The organism is Pandoraea pneumonica, from assembly GCF_049918595.1.
GTDB lineage: Bacteria > Pseudomonadota > Gammaproteobacteria > Burkholderiales > Burkholderiaceae > Pandoraea > Pandoraea pneumonica_A.
Genome location: NZ_JBNCRZ010000003.1, coordinates 368,943 through 390,595, shown reverse-complemented (window position 1 = coordinate 390,595; position 21,653 = coordinate 368,943). Strand labels below are relative to the sequence as shown.

At 62.9% G+C, this 21,653-nt stretch carries 21 protein-coding genes; 12 read left to right on the top strand and 9 right to left on the bottom strand.

The features are described from left to right. Positions 1–63 precede the first annotated feature (63 nt). Positions 64–1,260 (top strand): O-succinylhomoserine sulfhydrylase, encoded by a 1,197-nt coding sequence (locus ACPWR9_RS14280; RefSeq protein WP_426298593.1) that lies wholly within the window; start codon positions 64–66, stop codon positions 1,258–1,260. A 16-nt stretch (positions 1,261–1,276) separates the two neighbouring features. Continuing rightward, a complete protein-coding gene (hisC, locus tag ACPWR9_RS14275; RefSeq protein ID WP_426298591.1) occupies positions 1,277–2,347 on the top strand; it encodes a histidinol-phosphate transaminase in 1,071 nt (356 codons plus the stop codon). A 149-nt stretch (positions 2,348–2,496) separates the two neighbouring features. Here the strand turns inward: hisC and ACPWR9_RS14270 are convergent, their stop codons facing one another. Continuing rightward, entirely contained in the window at positions 2,497–3,732 is a 1,236-nt protein-coding gene (locus ACPWR9_RS14270; protein ID WP_426298589.1) for a hypothetical protein, read from the bottom strand. Positions 3,733–3,915: 183 nt separating this feature from the next. Here ACPWR9_RS14270 and ACPWR9_RS14265 point away from each other — a divergent pair, with 183 nt between their 5' ends. After that, on the top strand, positions 3,916–5,349 hold the full coding sequence (locus ACPWR9_RS14265; protein WP_150678689.1) for an NAD-dependent succinate-semialdehyde dehydrogenase: 1,434 nt from the start codon (positions 3,916–3,918) through the stop codon (positions 5,347–5,349). Between the two features lie 142 nt (positions 5,350–5,491). On the opposite strand, the gene ACPWR9_RS14260 is transcribed toward ACPWR9_RS14265, so the two are convergent. Then, entirely contained in the window at positions 5,492–6,739 is a 1,248-nt protein-coding gene (locus ACPWR9_RS14260; RefSeq protein WP_426298587.1) for an MFS transporter, read from the bottom strand. 193 nt (positions 6,740–6,932) lie between these two features. Then, a complete protein-coding gene (locus ACPWR9_RS14255; RefSeq protein WP_426298585.1) occupies positions 6,933–8,573 on the bottom strand; it encodes a phosphoethanolamine transferase in 1,641 nt (546 codons plus the stop codon). A gap of 248 nt (positions 8,574–8,821) precedes the next feature. On the opposite strand from ACPWR9_RS14255, the gene ACPWR9_RS14250 reads away from it, so the two are divergent. Further along, the gene (locus tag ACPWR9_RS14250; RefSeq protein WP_426298583.1) at positions 8,822–9,394 is read left to right on the top strand and encodes a peptide deformylase; all 573 of its coding nucleotides are present in this window, start codon (positions 8,822–8,824) and stop codon (positions 9,392–9,394) included. A 9-nt stretch (positions 9,395–9,403) separates the two neighbouring features. On the opposite strand, the gene ACPWR9_RS14245 is transcribed toward ACPWR9_RS14250, so the two are convergent. Beyond that, on the bottom strand, positions 9,404–9,742 hold the full coding sequence (locus tag ACPWR9_RS14245; RefSeq protein ID WP_426298581.1) for a tRNA-binding protein: 339 nt from the start codon (positions 9,740–9,742) through the stop codon (positions 9,404–9,406). A gap of 119 nt (positions 9,743–9,861) precedes the next feature. After that, on the bottom strand, positions 9,862–10,647 hold the full coding sequence (locus ACPWR9_RS14240; RefSeq protein WP_426298579.1) for an AraC family transcriptional regulator: 786 nt from the start codon (positions 10,645–10,647) through the stop codon (positions 9,862–9,864). Positions 10,648–10,859: 212 nt separating this feature from the next. Between ACPWR9_RS14240 and ssuE the strand changes: the two genes are divergently transcribed. The 6 genes from ssuE to gltX all read left to right on the top strand — a co-directional run bounded on the left by ssuE (position 10,860) and on the right by gltX (position 16,322). After that, positions 10,860–11,453 (top strand): NADPH-dependent FMN reductase, encoded by a 594-nt coding sequence (gene ssuE / locus ACPWR9_RS14235; RefSeq protein WP_426298577.1) that lies wholly within the window; start codon positions 10,860–10,862, stop codon positions 11,451–11,453. 16 nt (positions 11,454–11,469) lie between these two features. Further along, complete coding sequence (gene ssuD / locus ACPWR9_RS14230) at positions 11,470–12,639, top strand: FMNH2-dependent alkanesulfonate monooxygenase (RefSeq protein ID WP_426298575.1); 1,170 nt, start codon at positions 11,470–11,472, stop codon at positions 12,637–12,639. A 69-nt stretch (positions 12,640–12,708) separates the two neighbouring features. After that, entirely contained in the window at positions 12,709–13,563 is an 855-nt protein-coding gene (gene ssuC / locus ACPWR9_RS14225; RefSeq protein ID WP_426298573.1) for an aliphatic sulfonate ABC transporter permease SsuC, read from the top strand. Further along, positions 13,560–14,483: an ATP-binding cassette domain-containing protein gene (locus tag ACPWR9_RS14220; RefSeq protein WP_426298571.1), complete on the top strand. Its 924-nt coding sequence runs from the start codon at positions 13,560–13,562 to the stop codon at positions 14,481–14,483. Before ssuC ends, ACPWR9_RS14220 begins: the two co-directional genes overlap by 4 nt. Positions 14,484–14,515: 32 nt before the next feature. Continuing rightward, a complete protein-coding gene (locus ACPWR9_RS14215) occupies positions 14,516–14,731 on the top strand; it encodes a TOBE domain-containing protein (protein ID WP_010807342.1) in 216 nt (71 codons plus the stop codon). 199 nt (positions 14,732–14,930) lie between these two features. Next, positions 14,931–16,322 carry a glutamate--tRNA ligase gene (gltX, locus tag ACPWR9_RS14210; RefSeq protein ID WP_426298569.1) on the top strand — a complete coding sequence of 464 codons (1,392 nt, stop codon included), beginning with the start codon at positions 14,931–14,933 and terminating at the stop codon, positions 16,320–16,322. A 123-nt stretch (positions 16,323–16,445) separates the two neighbouring features. Here gltX and ACPWR9_RS14205 read toward each other — a convergent pair whose 3' ends face one another. Next, positions 16,446–17,312, bottom strand: a complete 867-nt coding sequence (locus ACPWR9_RS14205; RefSeq protein WP_426298567.1) for an inositol monophosphatase family protein — start codon at positions 17,310–17,312, stop codon at positions 16,446–16,448. A 299-nt stretch (positions 17,313–17,611) separates the two neighbouring features. On the opposite strand from ACPWR9_RS14205, the gene ACPWR9_RS14200 reads away from it, so the two are divergent. Then, a complete protein-coding gene (locus tag ACPWR9_RS14200) occupies positions 17,612–18,445 on the top strand; it encodes an RNA methyltransferase (protein WP_426298565.1) in 834 nt (277 codons plus the stop codon). A gap of 376 nt (positions 18,446–18,821) precedes the next feature. Beyond that, positions 18,822–19,601: a serine O-acetyltransferase gene (gene cysE / locus ACPWR9_RS14195; protein WP_426298563.1), complete on the top strand. Its 780-nt coding sequence runs from the start codon at positions 18,822–18,824 to the stop codon at positions 19,599–19,601. A gap of 4 nt (positions 19,602–19,605) precedes the next feature. Here the strand turns inward: cysE and ACPWR9_RS14190 are convergent, their stop codons facing one another. From ACPWR9_RS14190 to ACPWR9_RS14180, 3 genes are all read right to left on the bottom strand, one after another. Beyond that, positions 19,606–20,409: a UDP-2,3-diacylglucosamine diphosphatase gene (locus ACPWR9_RS14190; RefSeq protein ID WP_426298561.1), complete on the bottom strand. Its 804-nt coding sequence runs from the start codon at positions 20,407–20,409 to the stop codon at positions 19,606–19,608. A 64-nt stretch (positions 20,410–20,473) separates the two neighbouring features. Then, entirely contained in the window at positions 20,474–20,968 is a 495-nt protein-coding gene (locus ACPWR9_RS14185) for a peptidylprolyl isomerase (protein ID WP_150678673.1), read from the bottom strand. A 56-nt stretch (positions 20,969–21,024) separates the two neighbouring features. Continuing rightward, positions 21,025–21,627 (bottom strand): peptidylprolyl isomerase, encoded by a 603-nt coding sequence (locus ACPWR9_RS14180; RefSeq protein ID WP_426298559.1) that lies wholly within the window; start codon positions 21,625–21,627, stop codon positions 21,025–21,027. Between the last annotated feature and the right edge of the window lie 26 nt (positions 21,628–21,653).

Here is a 21,653-nt window from a genome sequence, read left to right as displayed (position 1 = left end):
GATTTCGAGCCCGTTTTGCTGACAAGCGAAACGGGCTTTTTCTTTTTTGAAACGAGACACACGATGGACTCCTTCGATTTCGATACCCTGGCGGTGCGCGCGGGCACGCAGCGCTCCGAGTTTGGTGAGCATTCCGAGGCGCTGTACCTGACCTCGAGCTTCGTATTCAAGAGTGCGGCCGAAGCCGCCGAGCGCTTCGCGCACTCGGAAGAGGGCTTCACGTACTCGCGCTTCACCAACCCGACGGTATCGATGTTTCAGGACCGTCTGGCCGCACTCGAAGGCGGCGAGGCCTGCATGGCCACCGCTTCGGGTATGGCGGCCATTGTCTCGGTCGTGATGACGGCCCTCTCGGCGGGCGATCACCTCATCAGCTCGCAAAGCATCTTCGGTTCCACGCTGAACGTGTTCTCGTCGATCTTCAGCCGTTTCGGCGTGGAGACGACCTTCGTCGACCCGACCGATCTCGACGCCTGGCGCGCCGCGATCAAGCCGAACACGAAGATGTTCTTCCTCGAAACCCCATCGAACCCGCTCACCGATATTGCCGACATCGCCGCCATCGGCAAGATCGCGAAGGAAGCGGGCGCGCTGTTCGTGGTCGACAACTGTTTCTGTTCGCCGGCCTTGCAGCGTCCGATCGAATTCGGTGCGGACGTGGTTGTGCACTCGGCGACCAAGTATCTCGACGGTCAGGGCCGCGTACTGGGCGGTGCGATCGTCGGCACGAAAGAATTCATCATGGGCAAAGTGTTCCCGTTCGTGCGCAGCGCCGGCCCGACGCTCTCCGCCTTTAATGCGTGGGTGATTCTGAAGGGCATGGAAACGCTGTCGCTGCGTATGGAGCGTCAGTCGGCCAGCGCGCTCACGGTGGCGCAGTGGCTGGAGCAGCAGCCGCAGGTGGCGCGCGTGTTCTACCCGGGCCTGCCGTCGCATCCGCAATACGAACTGGCGAAGCGCCAGCAGAAAGCGGGTGGTGCCATCGTCGCCTTCGAATTGAAGGGCGCGACACCTGCCGAGCAGCGCGAGAATGCGTGGCGCGTGATCGACAACACGAAGGTGCTGTCGATCACCGGCAATCTGGGCGATACGCGTACGACGATCACGCATCCGGCCAGCACGACGCACGGCCGTATCACGCCGGAAGCGCGTGCCGCAGCGGGCATCACGGAAGGGCTGATTCGCCTGGCCGTGGGTCTCGAATCGCCGGACGATATTCAGGCCGACTTGGCACGCGGCTTCGCGCCGAACGCGCAATAAGCGGAGCGCTGTGGATATGAGTCGATTCTGGAGCGCGGGCGTTGCCGATCTGACGCCCTATGTGCCGGGTGAGCAGCCGCAGATGCAGCGGCTCATCAAGCTCAATACCAACGAGAACCCGTACGGCCCGTCGCCGCGCGTGCTCGCCGCCATTCGCGATGCGCTCGGCAGCGATGCCAACGCGCTGAAGCTGTATCCGGACCCGGATGCGCGCCGTTTCAAGCAGGCCATCGCGACGCGTTTCGGGCTGGAAGTTGCCAACGTCCACGTGGGCAATGGCTCGGACGAAGTGCTCGCCAACGTGTTTCAGGGGTTGCTCAAGCACGACAAGCCGATTCTGTATCCGGATATCACGTACAGCTTTTACCCGGTGTATTGCGGGCTGTATGGCGTGGCCTTCGAGACCGTGCCGCTGTCGGACACCTTCGAGATTCGCGCTGAGGATTATTGCAAGCCGAACGGCGGCATCATCTTCCCGAATCCAAACGCGCCGACGGGCCGCGCATTGGCCTTGGGTGAGATCGAACGTGTGCTGGCCGCGAATGCGGATTCGGTCGTCGTGATCGACGAGGCGTATATCGACTTCGGCGGCGAGACGGCGGCGGGGCTGATTGCGAAGTATCCGAATCTGCTGGTGGTGCAAACGCTGTCGAAATCGCGCTCGCTGGCAGGGCTGCGGCTTGGCTTTGCCATTGGGCATCCGGATCTGATCGAAGCGTTGGAGCGTGTGAAGAACAGCTTCAACTCGTATCCGTTGGATCGGTTGGCGCAAGCCGCTGGTGTGGCGGCGATCGAGGACGAGGCGTACTTCGAGCAGACGCGCCAGGCGGTGATTTCGAGCCGCGAGGCGTTGGTCGCGCGTATGACGGTATTGGGCTTCGAAGTGCTGCCGTCGAAGGCAAACTTCGTTTTCGCTCGGCACCCGTCGCACGATGCAGCGCAACTGGCGTCGTCGTTGCGCGAGCGCTCGATCATCGTTCGCCACTTCAAGAGCGCGCGCGTAGCGCAGTTCTTACGTATTACGGTGGGCACCGACGCTGAGTGCGAGACGTTTACCGACGCATTGAAGGAAATTCTGGCGGGCTGAGCGGACTGAGCGTTGTTGGCAGGTTGAAAGGGCCGGTATTCGGCGACGCGTTGCACGTGTCGCAGGGATACCGGCCCTTTGTGATGTATGTCGTTCGGCGTCAAAACGCGAAGTTTTTGGCTCGGCGCCGCCGTAGTTGGGTCGGCGGCCTACAGCAGATATCGAGTCAGTAGCATCCCGACGAATCCCTCAGGCGCGCCGATGTCAGTTTTGCCGACCCGCAAGCACAGCAGCAGCTTGCCGTCGGTTTGCAGCATTGCGCTAGCACCGCTACTGATGAATGAGTCCGCGGGCGAGTCGATGAAAACAAAGCCACCATCGCCAAACGTCGGATCACGAGACCCGTCGGGCATGCGTCGTTCAATGACGGACTGGGTTCCGGCGACGACCTCGCCCTGCATGACGATCTTGCCGTCAGCCTGGAGGATGAGTTTATCTTCCATGTAGCCCGTTGTTGTGATGACGAGTTTGCCGTCGTTGAACGCCATGTCGGTCGCGCCGTCCGCCTGAAGACGCGTTAGCCAGGTCGTCGCGTTGCGCACGGGTGGCGCGACTAGCCCGGCCATGAGCAACTTTCCATCGGATAACGTCATCAGTGAGAGGGCCTGCCAGAACGACGTGCCCGGATACGCTTCCAGATAATCGAAGAAGCGATGTCCGTTGTCACCAAACGAAGGGAGCGGTTTGCCTCCACGGTCGTAGCGAGACGCCACAGGTTGCATGGTTCGGGAGTCGCCCCCTGCATAGCCACATAACAGCAACGTGCCGTCGCGCTGGGGCGAGATGCTGAGGAAATGCACTTGCGGCGGAACGTCCAGAGAGATGCCGACCTTGCCGAACGAGGGGTCGAATGTGCCATCTGCGGCAAGCTGAACGAGCGCACCGTAACCGATGCCTGACTGGATATCGCCCCACACACTCATGACGATGCGATCGTCTGGCAGGACAGCCACACTCTGCGCCTCATCGGTGGAAGTGTCCTCCAAACGGACCAGCGTGTAGCCGGCGTTGCCGAACGACGTGTCGACCTCACCGGCTTCGTGCAGCCTCGCGAGCAGGATCTTGCGAGAATTGCCCGGGCCGTGCAGATGGCCGAACACGATGATCTTGCCGTCGGACTGGAGTGCGCAGCCCGTCACGTTGTAAAACGACACCCCCGTGTGCGGGAAAGGAATCAGCTTTCCGTCGGCACCGAACAGGGGGTCCGGGGTGCCGTCCGGTAAGTTGCGATAGACCTGAACGCCGATCCCTTCCCAGAGGGTTGCGACGGTCACGATTTTTTGATCCGGGCGTAGTGCCGACACGCCAAGTAGTTCGGTGACATTGACATACCCGCCGCTACCGAAAGACGGGTCGATATCACCCGCGCGCAAAGTCTGGTTCATGATGATCACCTCCGTGTTGATGAGGGGAGTCTCCACGCACGGTGGGGGCGCAACAACTGTCAACGTTGACAGGCACCATCCCAACGAGCCCACACGAACGCGATGACATTTCGGCGCGCCGACGCACTCCACGAGACTACGCTATGCTTGCGGGATTCCCCCTGAAGTCATCGGAGACGTCGCATGTCGCACAACGTAGAACTTTTCATCAATGGGCAGTGGAAAGCGGGCGTCGAAGGTCTGACGCTGCCGATCGAAAACCCGGCCACCGGTGAGACCATCGGCACCGTGGCCCGCGCCACGCAGCCGGATCTGGACGCCGCGCTCGCCGCCGCCGAAGCCGGTTTCGCCAAATGGCGCGAAATCGCCCCGTTCGAGCGCGCCAAGCTCATGCGCAAGGCCGCCGGCCTGCTGCGCGAGCGCGTGGGTGACATCGCCCGCCAAATGACGCTGGAGCAGGGCAAGCCCATCGGTGAAGCCAAGGGCGAAGTGCTCTCCGCCGCCGACATCATCGAATTCTTCGCCGAAGAAGGTAAGCGTGCCTACGGCCGCCTCGTCCCGGCACGTGTGCCGAACGTCACCCAACTGGTGATCCAGTCGCCGGTGGGCGCTATCGCCGCCTTCACGCCGTGGAACTTCCCGGTCAATCAAGTCGTGCGCAAGGTCTCCGCTGCGCTGGCTGCCGGTTGCTCGGTGATCGTCAAGGCACCGGAAGAAACCCCGGCGTCGCCCGCTGCGCTGATTCGCGCATTCGCCGACGCCGGTCTGCCCGACGGCGTGCTGAACCTCGTGTACGGCGTGCCGGCCGAGATTTCTTCGTACCTGATTCCCCATCCGACAATCCGCAAGGTGTCGTTCACGGGCTCCACCCCGGTGGGCAAGCAACTGGCCGCCATGGCCGGTCTGCACATGAAGCGTGTGACGATGGAACTCGGCGGCCATGCCCCGGCGCTGATCTTCAACGATGCCGATATCGCCGCAGCCGTGCGCAATCTCGCCGGTGGCAAGTTCCGCAACGCCGGTCAGGTGTGTATCGCACCGACGCGTTTCCTGGTGCAACGTGGCGTGTACGACCAGTTCGTCGACGCCTTCGTGAAGGCTGCCGAATCGATTCGCGTGGGTAACGGTCTCGACCCGGAAACGACGATGGGCCCGCTCGTGAACGGCAAGCGTTTCGAAGCCATCAGCGCCATCGTCGACGATGCCGTGGCCAACGGCGCCGTGCTGAAGACCGGTGGCAAGCGCGCTGCCGAAGGCGGTCATTTCTACGCGCCGACGGTGCTGTGCAACGTGCCGCTCACCGCGAAGATCATGCACGACGAGCCGTTCGGCCCGGTCGCGATCATCAATCCGTTCGACACGGAAGAGGAAGCCATCGCCGAAGCCAACCGTCTGCCGTATGGTCTGGCGGCTTACGCTTACACCACGTCCGCAGGCACGGCACAGCGCCTGTCCACGCGCGTGGAAAGCGGCATGCTGACGATCAACCATTCAGGCCTCGCCCTGCCGGAAGTACCGTTCGGCGGCGTGAAGGACAGCGGCTACGGTTCGGAAGGCGGCCCGGAAGCGCTCGAGGCGTATCTGCAACCGAAGTTCGTCACGCGTCTCGACGTCTGATTCGAGACACTCGGTCGCAAAGACGGTAGCAAGAACGAAAGCCGACGCAGGTAACTGCGTCGGCTTTCTTCATTTCGCATCACGTGTAGCGGATCACATCGTCGATGCGGCCGAGTCCGCTGCGCGACCCACGTGAAGCGCATCACGTTGTCGATGCGGCGGATTCGGCTGCACCACCGACGTGCGATGGCACGGCATCGATGGTCGACAGCCGCGACGCTGGAGAGAACAGGATGATGCAGAGTTGCACGGCGAAGCCGATGGCCATCGCGGCAAGGCAATAGCGCGTGCCGAGCGATGCCGCCAGCCATGCCCCAAGAAATGCCCCGAACGGACGCGCTCCTGCGGTGGCCGTCATCGTCACCGCCGACACACGGGCAATCAAACCACCGGGTGTCACGACCTGACGCAGCGACGTCGTGGAGATCGTCCACACAATCGGCCCGAAGCCGAACAGAAAGAACGCGGTAAACACCAACGCGTAGGTCGCGAAGCCGCCGGACAGTTGCCACGTCGCCACCATCAGCAGCGACGCGAGCGCGGCACAGGCCGGGCCGAGTACGATTTGACGGCCGAAAGTCAGTCGCTTCGCCACGCGCCGGTAACCGAATGCCCCGCAAACCATGCCGAATCCATAGACCCCGAGCGCAATGCCGACCGCTTGTGCCGTGAACGCGAGCGAGTGAATCGCGTAGTACGCGAAGATCGCGAGCAGCAGATACCACGACGTGTTGAAAACAAACGCGGTCGCGACGATGGGTCGTAGATAAGGGCTGCGTGCAATGAAGCGCACACCTTCGGCCAGTTCATTCAGGAAGTGCCGTTTCGACACCGCGCGTGGCGCTTCGGCGGGCAAGCGCGTCATGCAATAGACGCTCGCAAGCGAGAGCGCGAATGCCGCCGCGAACGCGAGCGTGCCCGAGGCCCAGCCCGCCAAGATGCCACCGAGTGCAGGGCCTGCCGTGAAAGCGATGCTGCGCGCAATCTCTAACCGTCGGTTTGCCGTGAGCAAGTCTGCCGGATCGATGAGCGCAGCGACTAACGATGGGGCGGCGGCACCGAACACCACCGTGCCGGTCGCCATCGCAAAGCCCAGCATGCCTAACGCAGGCAACGTCAGCAGATGGGCGCGAAATAGCGCAAACAAGCCGAGCAGCGCGAGCGCACGCAGCAACTCGGTAGCGATCATCAGGGGCTTGCGGCGGTAGCGGTCCGCCAACACGCCCGCGGGCAACGACAGCAGGAGGAAGGGGAGTGTGGTGGCCGCTTGCAGCGAAGCGGTTTGCTCGGCTGACGCGCCGAGCGCGATGACGGCAACGATCGGAATGACGGCCAGCGTCATCTGTTCGCTGAACTGCGCCGCCAGATTCGCGTGTGACAGCGATGTCACGAGCGATGCTACAGGTGGCGTAGCAGGTGGTGTAACAGGAGGTGTAACAGATGATGTGACGAGTGGTGCTTTCGGACCCCGCGCAAACTCCCCAGCCATACCGATCCCCTAGACGTTGGACTGACGAGGGGAGTCTAGATGGCGAGTCGTGCGCAAACGATCCGTTTCTTGCGATTGAATTCGGGCGGCGTGCCTATCCGTTTTGCTGATCCCACGTGTACGCCTGCCCGTTGATACGACGCACGCGCGGCGCGAACGCCGGGCTAAGCAGATCGTCGGAAGCGTTGTAGTACGGTGTGTCGATGGCGAGCATGCCGAGCAGCGTGTGTTCGAGCCGGTCGGTCTGGTAGGGGCGGGCTTCGAGCGCGGTTAAGGCCTGCGTGTCGGTATGCCGCTCGCCGTTGCGTGACCACACGACCATCGGAATCTCGTAGCCGGACGCATCGGCAGCGGACTGTCCGGCGTGATTACGCGTGTGCCCGACTTCTTGCGCATGATCGGAACTGAACAGCAGGCTTGCGTCCGTTTGCGCATTGTTTGCCATGGTTTTGCGGATCAAATTCGAGACGACGAAATCGTTGTAAGCGATGGCGTTGTCGTAATCGTTGCGCAGGTGACGCACCCACTGCGACCGGCCTTGGGCGGCGAGCGACGCCATCACTGCATCGTCGGTATTGTCGAACCGCGCGAAGTCTTCCGGATAGCGCATGTCGTAAGTTGGATGTGCACCGAGCAAATGCACAACGATCAGCTTTTTCGGCGCATCGCTCGCGAGCGCGGCATCGAACGCCGGGAGCAGATTGCCATCGATGTTGTTCTCGCCACGCCCATATCCCTTGTTGATGAACACTTGCTCGTCGGCGCGATTGGCGACCAACCCCAGCCAGCCGTCGTTGGGCACCTGATTCGAAATCCAGAACGTACGGTAGCCTGCCTCCTTCGCGAGCATCACGACGTCGGGCTGGCGTGTCCAAGCCTCGGGGTCGTCCAGGCTGGCGGGCGTGAGCATCTTCATGAGCGACGACATCGTCGCAGGCTCGGACGACACCACGTCACGAAACACCGTGAGATCGCTGCGCAGCGAGTCGAGCATGGGGGTGGTGTTGCGGGCGTAGCCGTAGAGCGACATGTTGTTGCGGTTCAGGCTCTCGCCGATCACCCAAACGACAGTGTTCTTGTCCGGGCCACGATACGCCACGCGCCAGTCGGCGCGTTGCGCCATATTGCGTTCGAGATCGCGTTGGAGTTGGGCGGCGTGATCGGCTTGCCCTTTGTAGTCGAGATAGCGCATCGGCCAGTAGAGCAGCGGATTTTCTTTGGCCATCGTCGCGTTGAAGTGCAGTGCGAGGAAGGCGGTGAGCAGTGTCACGACGGCCGTTTTGCCTGCGCGGCGCATCGGGGCGGGCGGTTGCGCGGCCTCGGCACGTGCGAGACGCCGTTCGCCGAACACCACGGCGCCCAACAGCACAGCGAAGGCGGCGCTGGCTTCGAAGACGTCGCGCCAGTTATGACGGAAGAACTCACCGGTTTCCGACGGATTGGTATTGAAGACCGCTTGAAGCACCAGCAAGTGGTTGGGGCGCAGCCCGAAGTAGTCGCGCAGGAAGCCCTTGGTCGCCGCGTCGAGGAAGAACACCGCGATGACGCTGAGCGTCGTGGCGCTTAACCACACCGGCCGGGCACGCAACAGCAGGCAAAGGCCCGCAAGGCCGGGCAGGGCCGTCGCCATGAGGGCGGCGCTCTTGCCGAATTCGCTCGCGCTCAGCATGCCGAGTGCCCAGAAGGCCGCCAGACCACCCAGTCCGAGGTAAAGCCGATGCAATAAGGATCTCAATCGTTGTCTCCGCCGCACGTTTTTTGCGGACGTTTCGACTGGTGAGACCCGGAAAAGTGCGACTTATTTAGGCGAATGAAAGTCGTTATTGGTGGTTTTGGGCGTTTGCTCATGTCTTGATCGGACGGCACCCGCACGATGAAAGATCGTTGACGTGAAGCCGTCGCAAACGAAATTGCATTTCGCGGTACATCCTTACAATCTTTGGATTCGTTTAATCGGTAGTTGTGGACCCGGGGTGGTCAGGAATGAAGCGCGAAATCTTACGTGTGGGAGCGCCGTCGCTGCGTCAGGTGGCAGAGCCGGTGCTGGACGTGGGCGATCCGTCGGTGCGGCGCGATGCTGCCGATCTGCTGGAGGCGCTCGCGGCGTTTCGCGCGGCGCACGGTTTCGGTCGGGCGATTGCCGCACCGCAAATCGGCATCGACCGCCGCATGATTGCGCTCGCCGTGCCGGGCTGGCCGGACGTCATCGTCAATCCGGAAATCGTGTGGACGAGCGCCGAGCGCGTCACGCTCTGGGACGACTGCATGTGCTTTCCCGACACGCTGGTGAGAGTCGCGCGCTACGCGTCGATTTCCGTGCGATGCGTCGATCTGTCGGGGCACGTGCACCTGAAGGCAGAACTTCCGCTGGCAGAAGCCGAACTGTTGCAGCATGAGATCGATCATCTCGACGGCAAGTTGTCGTTCGATCGTGCAGTGGGGGAGAACGCCGTCGTGCCTCGCAGTGAGTTCGAAGCGAATCGAACGGCATTCGCGCAGCAGGTCGACTACTTTCCCCAGCCTTGGTTGATGCAGTGGGTTGAAGCAGAGGGTTGATGCAGTGGGTCAGTGCAGACGTGCGCCGTTGGGGACGGCACGCTCCACGCCAGCGAGCACGATCGCGCCACGCTCATCGGCAAACCCGGTGACCAGCACTTCGGAGGCGATACCCGCGATGCGCTTCGGTGCGAAGTTACACACGCACAGCACCTGTCGGCCGACGAGCGACGCAGGCGAGTAGTGCACAGTAATCTGTGCGCTCGACGTCTTTACGCCAAGTTCGCCCAAATCGACTTCCAACACGTAAGCGGGCTTCTTCGCCTTTTCATTGACGCGCGCGGCGACGATCGTGCCCACGCGCAATTCGATCTTCTCGAAATCCTGCCACTCGATGGTCTCGGCCATGCTTTGCTCCCCGTGTTGTTAGACAAGCGTGAGCGTAACGCGCCGAAGGCTTGCGGAGATTGTGAAAAACGGCAGGCAGGCGGTGCGATGTGGCGGTACCGCGGCAACGTGGCGCGGTGTCAGCCGATGCGCTCACGCCGCCATGCGGCAGGCGTCTGGCCGTAGTGCTGGCGGAAGGCATGCGTGAGCGCGCTCTGATCGTTGAAACCGACGTCCAGTGCGATCTCGGCGAGCGGGGCGTCACCGGTGCATAGCAATGCGGCCGCGCGCGCGAGCCGCAGACGCATCAAATGTCGATGAGGCGTCTCGCCCGTCATCGCCACAAAGCAATCGTGGAAATGCCGCACGCTCATGCCCGCTTCACGCGCCAGCGTCGCCGTGTCGAGTGGTGCGGCCAGATCGGCGCGTAGCTGCGCATCGACGGCAGCGAGATCGAGCTTCAGCGTGCGTAGCGCAGGCCGCGCCGGTGCCAGCTTCGCCGTAAGTGCCGCGAGCATTTCACGCACCCCCGGATCGTTGGCGCTGAGTGCCGGGGCGTGATCGTGATGCGATGCCGCCTGTGCCGATACATAGGCGGAGACTTCTCCGACCAACGCCAGCATCGGCGCGTCGAGGGCGAAGAACGTTTCGTGATCGAACGCGCGTTCGCTGCGCGTCGTGGCGGCCAGCGACGCCGGTACATCGAGTACGACCTGGCAGTTCGGCCCGTCGCCCCGATAGTCATGCCGCACGCCTGCGGGAATCACCACGCCATTGCGCGCCCCGACGCGCCCGTACTGCGATTGCTCGCCGTCGAGCGCAATCGCCATCCGCCCCGAATACCCGATCACGACCTGATGAAAGTCGTGCGTATGGGTGCTGTCGGTCGGATGGTATTCGCGGAGCTCTAGGATGGCGCTGTGCATAAGGCGCGCAAAGTGCATGACTACAGGTTATGAAAAAACGCGCAAAGCTATCCCGGATTCATTGGTTCGGGCGCGCGGGCCGCGTCGCTACACTGATTCTCCAGTGGTCGGGGCGTTCCGGCCCGCATCGGCGTGAAGGCGCCGGTGTGCTTCGAATCCTCAGGGTGAGCGGCGCGTCGATCTGCGCAGACACCCGTCTTTGGCAGGGAAGTATGACATACGCCGTCACGATCTCCGGCAGCCCGTCGGCCGCCTCGCGCAGCGCACGGTTGCTGCGCTTTATCGAATCCGATCTGACCGCCGCCGGCATCGCCGTGCGTCGCATCGACATCCGGGCGCTCTCGCCCGCCGCACTGCTCGCCGCCGATACCACGCACGACGACCTGCGCCATGCGCTCGCGCAAGTGGCCGGTGCACAAGCGGTCATCGTTGCGACGCCCGTCTACAAGGCGGCGTACAGCGGCCTGCTCAAAGCGTTTCTCGATGTGCTGCCGCAAGATGGTCTGGCAGGCAAACTTGTGGCCCCGTTCGCCACGGGCGGCAGCCCGGCTCACTTGCTCGCGCTCGACTACGCGTTGAAGCCGGTGCTCTCGGCACTCGGCGCACAGCACATTCTGCGTGGCGTGTTTGCCGTCGATCAGCAAGTGCCGAAGGAAGAGGGCGCAACGCTCGACGCGGCCGTTGCCGAACGGCTCGGCGCGACCGTCGATCAGCTCTCGCAATGGCTGCACGAGCGCGAAGTCATTCGTCAGTGGCCCGCTCACCAGGCACGCGCCGGTGCCGCGCGCGTCACGCTCGCCGCTTGAGTCGGGAGCCGTTGCGATGCAAGTCTTTTGGTTCATTCCGACACACGGCGACACGCGTTATCTCGGCACGTCCGATGGCGGCCGCGTTTTTGATTTCGACTACGCGCGCCAGATTGCGAGCGCCGTCGATTCGTTGGGTTACGAGGGCGTGCTGCTGCCCACGGGCCGCTCGTGCGAAGACGCATGGGTGACCGCGTCGAGCCTCATCGGCGCGACCAAGCGGCTGAAGTTTCTCGTTGCCATTCGCCCGGGCATTGCCTCGCCCGCGCTGACGGCGCGTATGGCTTCCACGTTCGACCGCTTGTCGGGGGGCAGGCTGTTGATCAACGTGGTGACAGGGGGCGACGCCGGTGAGCTCGAAGGCGACGGTTTCTTCGCCGATCACGCTGAACGTTACGAAGTCACCGACGAGTTTCTGAAAATCTGGCGCGACCTCATCGAGAAGTCGCACACCGGCGAGACCGTCGATTTCGAAGGCGAACATCTGCGCGCGAAGGACGCCAAGCTGTTGTACCCGCCGGTGCAAAAGCCGTATCCGCCGCTGTACTTCGGTGGCTCGTCGGAGGCGGCGCGTCAGATCGCCGCTGAGCAACTCGACGTCTATCTCACGTGGGGCGAGCCGGTGGCCGATGTGGCCGAGAAGATTGCCGACGTGCGTGCGCGCGCCGCCAAGCTCGGTCGCACGCTGCGCTTCGGGCTGCGCTTGCACGTGATCGTGCGCGAGACCGAAGAGGAAGCATGGCGCGCGGCAGATGCGCTGATCAGCAAGCTCGACGACGACACGATTGCGCGTGTGCAGACGCAGTTCGCCAAGATGGATTCGGAAGGGCAGCGGCGCATGGCGGCGCTGCATGGTGGACGCCGCGACAAGCTCGTGATCGCACCGAATCTTTGGGCGGGTGTGGGGCTCGTGCGCAGCGGTGCGGGTACGGCGCTCGTGGGCGACGGGCCGACCGTTGCCGAACGGCTGCGCGAGTACGCAGCGCTGGGCATCGATACGTTCATCTTGTCGGGCTATCCGCATCTGGAAGAAGCGTACCGCTTTGCCGAACTGGTCTTCCCGCATCTGCCGCGCGAGTTGCGCGACAAGTTGGGCAACGTGGAACTCGGCGGCCCGGTCGGTGAAGTGATGGCCAACAGCATCTTGCCGCAGGCATCGAAAGGTCAATCGGCCCATCGGGATTAAGCAGGATTAAGCGAGATTAAGCGGGCTGCGCTGGACCGAATCGGCCCGCACGCCCTGGGAGAAATTCACATGACGCAATCAACATTGGCCCCCGCCTCGACAGCGGTTGGGGCAACCGGGGCCGAGTCCGGCGCGTGGCAGCGCCTCTGGCGCGTGAGCGCCCGTCGCCTCGCGCCGTGGCTGGTACCCATCGTGCTCGTCACGGTCTGGCAAATTGCCGCCGAAGCGGGCTGGCTCTCAACCCGCGTCTTGCCCGCGCCTTCCGCTGTGGTCGACGCCGCGTGGCAACTCGCCGTGAGCGGACAAATCTGGCGCGACATCGGGGTGTCGACGGGCCGCGCGGTGCTCGGCTTTGTGATCGGCGGTGGCCTGGGTCTGCTGCTCGGCATGCTCACGGGCCTGTCGCGAGTCGCGGAGACTGCACTGGATTCGTCGTTCCAGATGCTGCGCAATATCCCGCATCTGGCACTCATTCCTCTGGTGATTCTGTGGTTCGGCATTGACGAGAAGGCCAAGCTGTTCCTTGTCTCGATCGGCGTGTTCTTCCCCATGTATCTGAACACCTATGCAGGCATTCGCGCCGTCGACGGGCAACTCGTCGAGATGGCACGTAGTTACGGTTTGCGCGGCTGGGCGCTGTATCGCGATGTGATTTTGCCGGGAGCATTGCCGTCGATTCTGGTCGGCGTGCGCTTCTCGCTGGGCCTGATGTGGGTGACGCTGATCGTGGCAGAAACCATTTCGGCGCAGTCGGGCATCGGCTATCTGACGATGAACGCCCGTGAGTTCTTGCAGACCGACATCGTGCTGGTGGGCATTCTGCTCTACGCGCTGCTGGGCAAACTGGCCGATGTGCTGGCCAAGGAACTGGAGTTTCGCTGGTTGCGCTGGCACCCGGCCTTTCAACGAGGAACCGCTGCATGAGCGCACAACAACTGGCCCCCGTCGCGGGCGCCGACATCGAAGCGGAGTGGACCGCCGAACAACGCGCGGTGACGTCTGCCAACGCGGGGACCAATCTGAAAGTCGTACGTCAGGCGAACGACAGTGTGGTGTCGTCCGGTTTGCGCATCGACGGTGTGAACAAGCACTACGGCGCGCGCTCGGTGCTCAGCGATTTCTCGCTGAACATTCCGCGCGGTGGCTTTGCGGCGATTGTGGGGCGCAGCGGTTGCGGCAAGTCGACGCTGCTGCGTCTGATCGCCGGGCTCGAAGCCCCTGATGCGGGCACCATCGCGCTCGATGGGCATGCGCTCGGTGCGACGTCGAGTCAAGTGTCCACACGCATCATGTTTCAAGACGCGCGCCTGCTGCCTTGGCGCACGGTGTTGCAGAACGTGGCCATCGGGTTGCCCAAGTCGGCCTATCCGCAGGCGTTGGAAGTCTTGCGTGAAGTGGGGCTCGCCGAGCGCGCCAACGACTGGCCGAGCCAGCTTTCCGGTGGTCAGCGTCAGCGTGTGGCACTCGCCCGTGCGCTCGTGCATCAACCCGATCTGTTGCTGCTCGATGAGCCGCTCGGCGCGCTCGACGCCCTCACGCGTATCGAAATGCATGCGCTGATCGAACGGCTGTGGCGCGCTCATGGCTTCACGGCGCTGCTGGTCACACACGATGTGCAGGAAGCCGTGGCGCTGGCCGATCGCGTCGTGCTGATCGAGCAGGGCCGTTTGGGCTTGAATCAGCCGGTCACACTGGCTCGCCCGCGCGCTCGCGGCAGTGTGGACTTCGCGCAGCTTGAGGCGCAGGTGCTCGACCGCGTGCTGCAAACCGAATCGAACGGCACGCCGCCAGCGGCCGCCCCTGAACCCAGTTGGCCCGCCGCAACGGTGCGTTGGGCAGTCTGAGCTACACCACTTACTGAACGCAGGAGTTCACCATGGGTATCACCGCCATCAACGTCCGTAACCAGTTCAAAGGCCGTATTCGCGAAATTCTGCGCGGTCCCGTGCTCTCCGAAGTCGACGTCGAAACGCCGAGCGGCATCGTGACGTCGGTCATCACGACGCGCTCCATCGACGAGTTGCGTCTGGACGTCGGCTCTGAAGTCGTGGCGCTGGTGAAAGCCACCGAAGTGTCGCTCGCCAAGCTCTGAGGCCGCCGTCCGGCATGGCTTGCCGGATGAGGTCCGACGCCGGGGCTGGGAATTTCCGATGCCCGGCTCGGACTGTGCCGCGAATGCACGCACTCGGCTGATATAATGACGGCTTCCGAATGTCGGCGATCCGCCTGCGCGAGACCTACCGCTGCGGGCGTTTTTATTTGTTGCCGACGCGATGCACCGAAGCCAAACCATGACCACTGTCCGCACCCGATTTGCGCCTAGCCCGACCGGATTCATCCATCTGGGCAACATCCGTTCCGCTCTCTACCCGTGGGCCTTTGCGCGTCACAACCACGGTGCTTTCGTGCTGCGTATCGAAGACACCGATCTCGAACGCTCCACGCCGGAAGCCGTGCAGGTCATTCTCGAAGGCATGGAATGGCTCGGCCTCGACTACGACGAGGGCCCGTTCTATCAGATGGAGCGCATGGATCGCTATCGCGAAGTGCTGCAACAGATGAAGGACGCCGGTTACGTCTACCCGTGCTACATGAGCATGGAAGAACTCGATGCGCTGCGCGAACAGCAGCGTGAGCGCGGCGAAAAGCCGCGTTACGACGGCCGCTGGCGTCCTGAGCCGGGCAAGGTGCTGCCCGAGCCGCCCGCTGGCGTGCAGCCGGTGCTGCGCTTCAAGAACCCGCTTGCGGGCAGCGTGGTCTGGGAAGACGCCGTCAAGGGCCGCATCGAAATTTCGAATGAAGAGCTCGACGATCTCGTGATCGCGCGCCCCGACGGCACGCCGACGTATAACTTCTGCGTGGTCGTCGACGATATCGACATGGACATCACGCACGTCATTCGCGGCGACGATCACGTGAACAACACGCCACGTCAGATCAACATCTTCGAAGCGCTCGGCAAAAAGCCACCGATCTACGCGCACTTGCCCACGGTGCTCAACGACCAGGGCGAGAAGATGAGCAAGCGTAATGGCGCGATGAGCGTGGTGCAGTACCGCGAAGAGGGTTTCTTGCCCGAGGCGGTGGTGAACTATCTGGCGCGTCTGGGCTGGGCCCACGGCGACGCAGAAGTGTTCTCGCGCGAGCAGTTCGTGACGTGGTTCGATCTGGACCATCTGGGCAAGTCGCCCGCACAGCACAATCCGGAAAAGCTGCTGTGGTTGAACAATCAGTACCTCAAGCAAGCCGATAACGAGCGTCTGGCCGGGTTGACCGAGCCGTTCCTCCAGAAGGCAGGCGTGACGGTCGAAGGCGGCCCGTCGCTGGCCGGTGTGGTGGGTCTGTTCAAGGACCGCGCAAACACGATCAAGGACATCGCAGCGAGCGCCGAGATGTTCTATCGTCATCCGCAGCCGAGCGCCGAAGACGTTGCGCAACATCTGACGGATACCGCACGCGCGGCCGTGAAGGATCTGGCGGCGGCACTGGCTGCGTTGCCGGAATGGAAGAAGGAAGCCATTTCGCCCGCGTTCAAGGCCACGCTCGCACAGCACGGCATGAAGATGCCGCAACTGGCGATGCCGGTGCGCTTGCTGGTGGTGGGCACGACGCACACCCCGGCAATCGACGCGGTGCTCGAACTGCTGGGCCGCGATGCGGTGCTGGCCCGTTTGGGTGCCTGACGAGCCCGGCGAGCGCATCGCGCGATAGCGCTCGCAGGACAACAAAAAACCCCGGGATGCTTTGGCATCGCCGGGGTTTTTTGTGCCTGCCATCGCGAGGGATGGCAGGTGGCGCAGCGAAACTTACGCTTGCGGGTTCGCTTCCGAAGCGGCGGCGCTAGCCTTGGCCGGCGCGGCGACGCGCTTGGTGCGCGAATAGCCTTCGAGCAGCTTGACCATTTGCGCGTAGATCTTCGGGTTGCCTGCAAGAATTTCGCCTTCGAACAGGAAGTCCGACTCGCCCGTGTAGTTGCCCACGAGACCACCGGCTTCGCTCACCAGCAGGCTGCCTGCGGCCATATCCCACGGGTTCAGACCTTGCTCGAAGAAGCCGTCCATGCGGCCAGCGGCAACGTAGGCCAGATCGAGGGCAGCAGCGCCCGGACGGCGGATACCGGCGCAATGCTCGGTCATCGTGCCGAACATCTTGAGGTAGTTTTCCACGCCTTGCAGATCGCGGAACGGGAAGCCCGTGCCGATCAGGCCATCGGCCAGACGGTCGCGGCGCGACACGCGGATGCGCTTGCCGTCGATGTACGCGCCACGGCCACGCGAGGCCGTGAACAGTTCGTTGCGCGTCGGATCGTAAATCACTGCTTGCGTCACGATGCCCTTATGGGCGAGCGCGATCGACGTGCAGTAGTACGGCATGCCGTGGATGAAGTTGGTGGTGCCGTCGAGCGGATCGATGATCCATTGGAATTCGGAGCCCGATTTGCCGTGTTCTTCGCCCGATTCTTCGGCGAGGATGGCGTGGTCCGGATAGGCTTGCAGGAGGACGTCGATGATCGCTTGCTCTGCCGCTTTGTCCACTTCCGTCACGAAGTCGTTGTGCTGCTTCTTGCTGACCTTGACGGTGTCGAGGTCGAGAGACGCGCGGTTGATGATCTTACCGGCGGCGCGGGCGGCCTTCACCGCAATATTGAGCATGGGATGCTGCGAATGCTGCATGACAGATTCCTGTTAAGGCCACGGCCCACGTCGAACACGACCCCCTCTGGGCCGGTTGGCAGGCATGGCAGACAAAGCGAACGAATTGGGCAAGAGCGATGCCCGGCAAGTGCCGCAGTTAACTTAGCGGCTCGATTGCAGGGACGAAAACGCGCATTTTAGCAAAAATCGGCCGCTCGCGCTGCATTACACGTTCCTTCTGACCCTTATTCGGCGCCACGAGCCCGTCGAATCAGGGCAAAATAGCGGCCTGCGTTGTATTCCGCCAAGAACACCACTCCAACTCCTGCCATCCGCTCATGTCCCAGTCTGCTGCTCCCGCCTCACCGTCGCTGTTCGATCAAGTGCGTTTTGTGCTCAACGAGACGAGCCATCCGGGCAATGTCGGCTCGGCCGCGCGCGCGATCAAGACGATGGGCTTCGGTCAGTTGGTGCTGGCCGCGCCACGTGCGGGCGCTGATGTGCTGCGTGACCCGGAAGCGGTGGCGCTGGCTAGCGGGGCGGATGATGTGTTGGCGAATGCACGCGTGGTGCCGGATCTCGATGCCGCGTTGCAAGGCGTGAGCTGGGCGGTCGCACTCTCGGCGCGAACGCGCGAATATGGCCCGCCCAACGCCGAGCCGCGCGAGAGCGCTGCGCTCGCCGTGCAGCACGCGGGGCAGGGCGAGGCGGTCGCATTTGTGTTCGGCAGCGAACGCACGGGGTTATCGAACACGGACGTCGAGCGCTGCAATGCCCTCGTGCATATTCCCGCGAACCCGGTTTACAGCTCGCTCAATTTGTCGCAAGCCGTGCAACTGATCGCCTACGAAGTGCGCATGGCGTGTCTGGGTGTGGAACGCGGCGGTGCGGCGGATTCGGCCGTGGCGGCCGTGGCGGCGTTGGCGGCAGGGGCATCGGCGCCTGCGAGCAGTGCGCCGCACGATCACCTTGCCACGCGCGACGACGTGGAAGGCATGCTCGCCCATTTGGAGCGCGCACTCGTCGATCTCGATTATCTCGATCCCGAGAACCCTAAGAAGCTCATGACGCGCCTGCGTCGCCTGTTCGCCAAGAGTCATCTGGAGCGCGAAGAGGTCAATATTCTGCGCGGCATCTCGAAGCATATTCTCGAGCGCAAGATCCGGCGTTGATCGCAGGCGGGCTGAGAGGGAGGCTGAGGCGGGGGAAGCGGAGGGCAAGCGATGCCCTTACCGCGTGTCCGGTCATTTTCCGGGCGTCTGCACGCATTGTGAAAACCCCATACAATTCTCAGTCACAAGCTTATTAGCCCTTCGCGAATATGAACCGATTGCGCGAGCGTTGCGCCGCTTCCCTGCCTTATCACGTGCACTGTTAACGCACGCCCTCGCTTAGCGGCGTGGCGCGAACCGGCACATCTCATGTGTTGCTCTCGCGCCCCTCGCGCCTCGCAATGTCTGCTGACCCCCGTCGGCACGCTCCCCGGTGAATTCGCACGATCCTGCCCCAAGACGGCAGGACGCGCACTATAGGATCGAAATCAGGCTCATGTTGACCCGTCTTCGCGAAGATATTGCCGCTATTCGGCAAAAGGACCCCGCTGCCCGTAGCAACTGGGAAGTCTTCACCTGCTATCCCGGCCTGCACGCGGTGATGCTCCATCGCGTCGCCAATCAATGCTGGACGTCGGGCTTCAAGTGGCTCGGGCGCTTCGTTTCGCATTACGCCCGCTTTCTCACGGGCATTGAAATTCACCCGGGCGCGACACTGGGCCGACGTGTGTTCATCGATCACGGCATGGGTGTCGTGATTGGCGAGACCGCGATCATCGGCGACGACTGCACGATTTATCAGGGCGTGACGCTCGGCGGCACCTCGCTCTCGCGCGGCGCGAAGCGTCACCCGACGCTCGAGGCAGGCGTCATCGTGGGGGCCGGCGCGAAGGTGCTCGGCGGCTTCACGGTGGGCGAGGGGGCGAAGATCGGCTCGAACGCCGTGGTGGTCAAGCCGGTACCGGCAGGCGGCACCGCGGTGGGCAATCCGGCGCGCATCATTCGTCCCGACGCGCCGCGTGAAAACGTCGAAGGCAAACCGACTGGCAATGGCCGTAAGCAGGAATTCTCGGCCTACGGCATCACGCCCAACGCGGACGATCCGGTATCGCTCGCCATTCACGGACTCATCGAGAATGCGACCGATCAGGCGCACAAAATCGACGTGATGGTCGCGGCGCTGAATCAACTCGGTGCACATCTCGAAGCGCTCGGCGCGAGCAAGATCGATACCGCCGAACTACGCAAGCTCGGCCGCGAAATTCAGGATATGTAGGTCTTTAAGCCGACGTCACGAGATCGATCGCACGCAACCCGTGCGCATCCCATTGCAGATAACCGCCGCGCGGCGGTTCGATATCGAATTCCCAATCGGGTAGCACCCAGCGCACGCGTCGGCCATCGGCGTGTCGCGCAGGGCGATGCGTGTGGCCGTGCACGAGCGCGCGCTCGCCTGCGGCGTCGAGGAGCGCGGCGATCGCCTGGGCATTCGCGTCGGCGTACGCCATGCGATGTGCACCTTTGGCAGCACTGCGGCGTCGGATTCGATCGGCAATCGCCATGCGTAGGCGCAGCGGCAACGCGAGAAAGAACGCCTTGCCCAGCGGCGAATGGGCGACACGGCGGAAGCGCTGATAGCCCACGTCGTCGGTGCACAACTGATCGCCGTGGCTGAGTACGAGTGCCTGCCCCAGAAACGAAAACACACACGGATCGTCGAGCATGATCGCGCCTGCCGCGCGCGCGAAGCGCTTGCCTAGCAGGAAGTCGCGATTGCCACGCATGATCGCCACGGGCACACCGCTCGCCGAGAGTTCCGCGATGGCAGCCGTCATGCGGCGAGCGAACGCGCCGAGGGGTTCCGTATCGGGGGTGCCGGTGTGATGGGCGGGGGCATCCTTGTCGACATCGAGCATGTCGTCGCCGACCCAGTATTCGAACAGGTCGCCAAGGATAAAGAGGACGGACGCTTCACGCGCAGGACCGCGCAGGAAGTCTTCGAAAACTTGCACCGTGCGCGGCAGGGCCGGCGCGAGGTGAAGATCGGAAATGAAAAGCGCGGGCCCGTCGCCCCGTGGTGTCACGGGACATTGCGGGCACCGCGCAGTCGATACAGGCATCGAGTGTCGTCGGTGACGAGATGGGCGCTTACGCGACGATCACAGCCTTTTCGATGATGACGTCGTCGACCGGCACGTCTTGGTGCATGCCGCGCGAACCGGTCTTCACGCCCTTGATCTGGTCAACGATGTCCTGACCTTCGACGACCTTGCCGAACACGGCATAGCCCCAGCCCGACGGGGTCGGTGCGCTGTGGTTCAGGAAGTCGTTGTCGTTCACGTTGATGAAGAACTGAGCCGTGGCCGAGTGCGGATCGTTCGTGCGGGCCATGGCCAGCGTGTACTTGTCGTTCTTCAGGCCGTTGTTGGCTTCGTTCTCGATCGGGGTGGCAGTGGCCTTTTGCTTCATGCCCGGCTCGAAGCCGCCGCCTTGAACCATGAAGCCGTTGATGACACGGTGGAACACCGTGTTGTCGTAGAAACCTTTTTCGACGTATTCGAGGAAGTTCTTGACCGTCTTCGGTGCTTTGGCTTCGTCGAGTTCGATGCGAATGACGCCGTGATTCGTTTGCAGTTCAACCATGATGCTTTCCTTCTGATGAAATGGTCCCGGCGGGCCGGAGGAGTTCAGTGCCGTGCTTAACGCTTGACGACGCTGGCCGATTCGATCACGACGGGCGTGACGGGCACGTCCGCGTACATGCCTTTGCGGGTCGTGGGAACACCTTTGATCTTTTCCACGGTGTCCATGCCGGCGACCACCTTGCCGAACACTGCGTAACCATAGCCGTCCGGGCTGGGGTAGTCCAGTGACGAATTATCCGACACATTCACGAAAAATTGCGCAGTTGCCGAATTCGGATTCGACGTGCGGGCCATGGCGATGGTGCCTTTCAGATTCTTCAGGCCGTTTTGCGATTCGATAGGAATCGGCGCGCGCGTGGTCTTTTCGTTCATATCCTTGTCGAACCCGCCGCCCTGGATCATGAAGCCGGGAATGACACGGTGGAAGACCGTACCGTTGTAGAAGCCGCTGTTGACGTATTGCAGGAAGTTGTCGACCGTCTTCGGGGCTGCCTTCGGATTGAGCTCGACCGTGAAGTTGCCGGCCGACGTCTTGAATTGCACCTGCGGCTGCACGTTTTGCGCGAGCGCCGGCAAGCTGGCCATGGTGCCGGTGAGGGCGGCCGCGGCGACGGCACCGCCGAGCAGTGCGCGGCGCAGACGATTCGGAAGGGACATGCGGGTCTCCTGGGCTATGAGTCTAT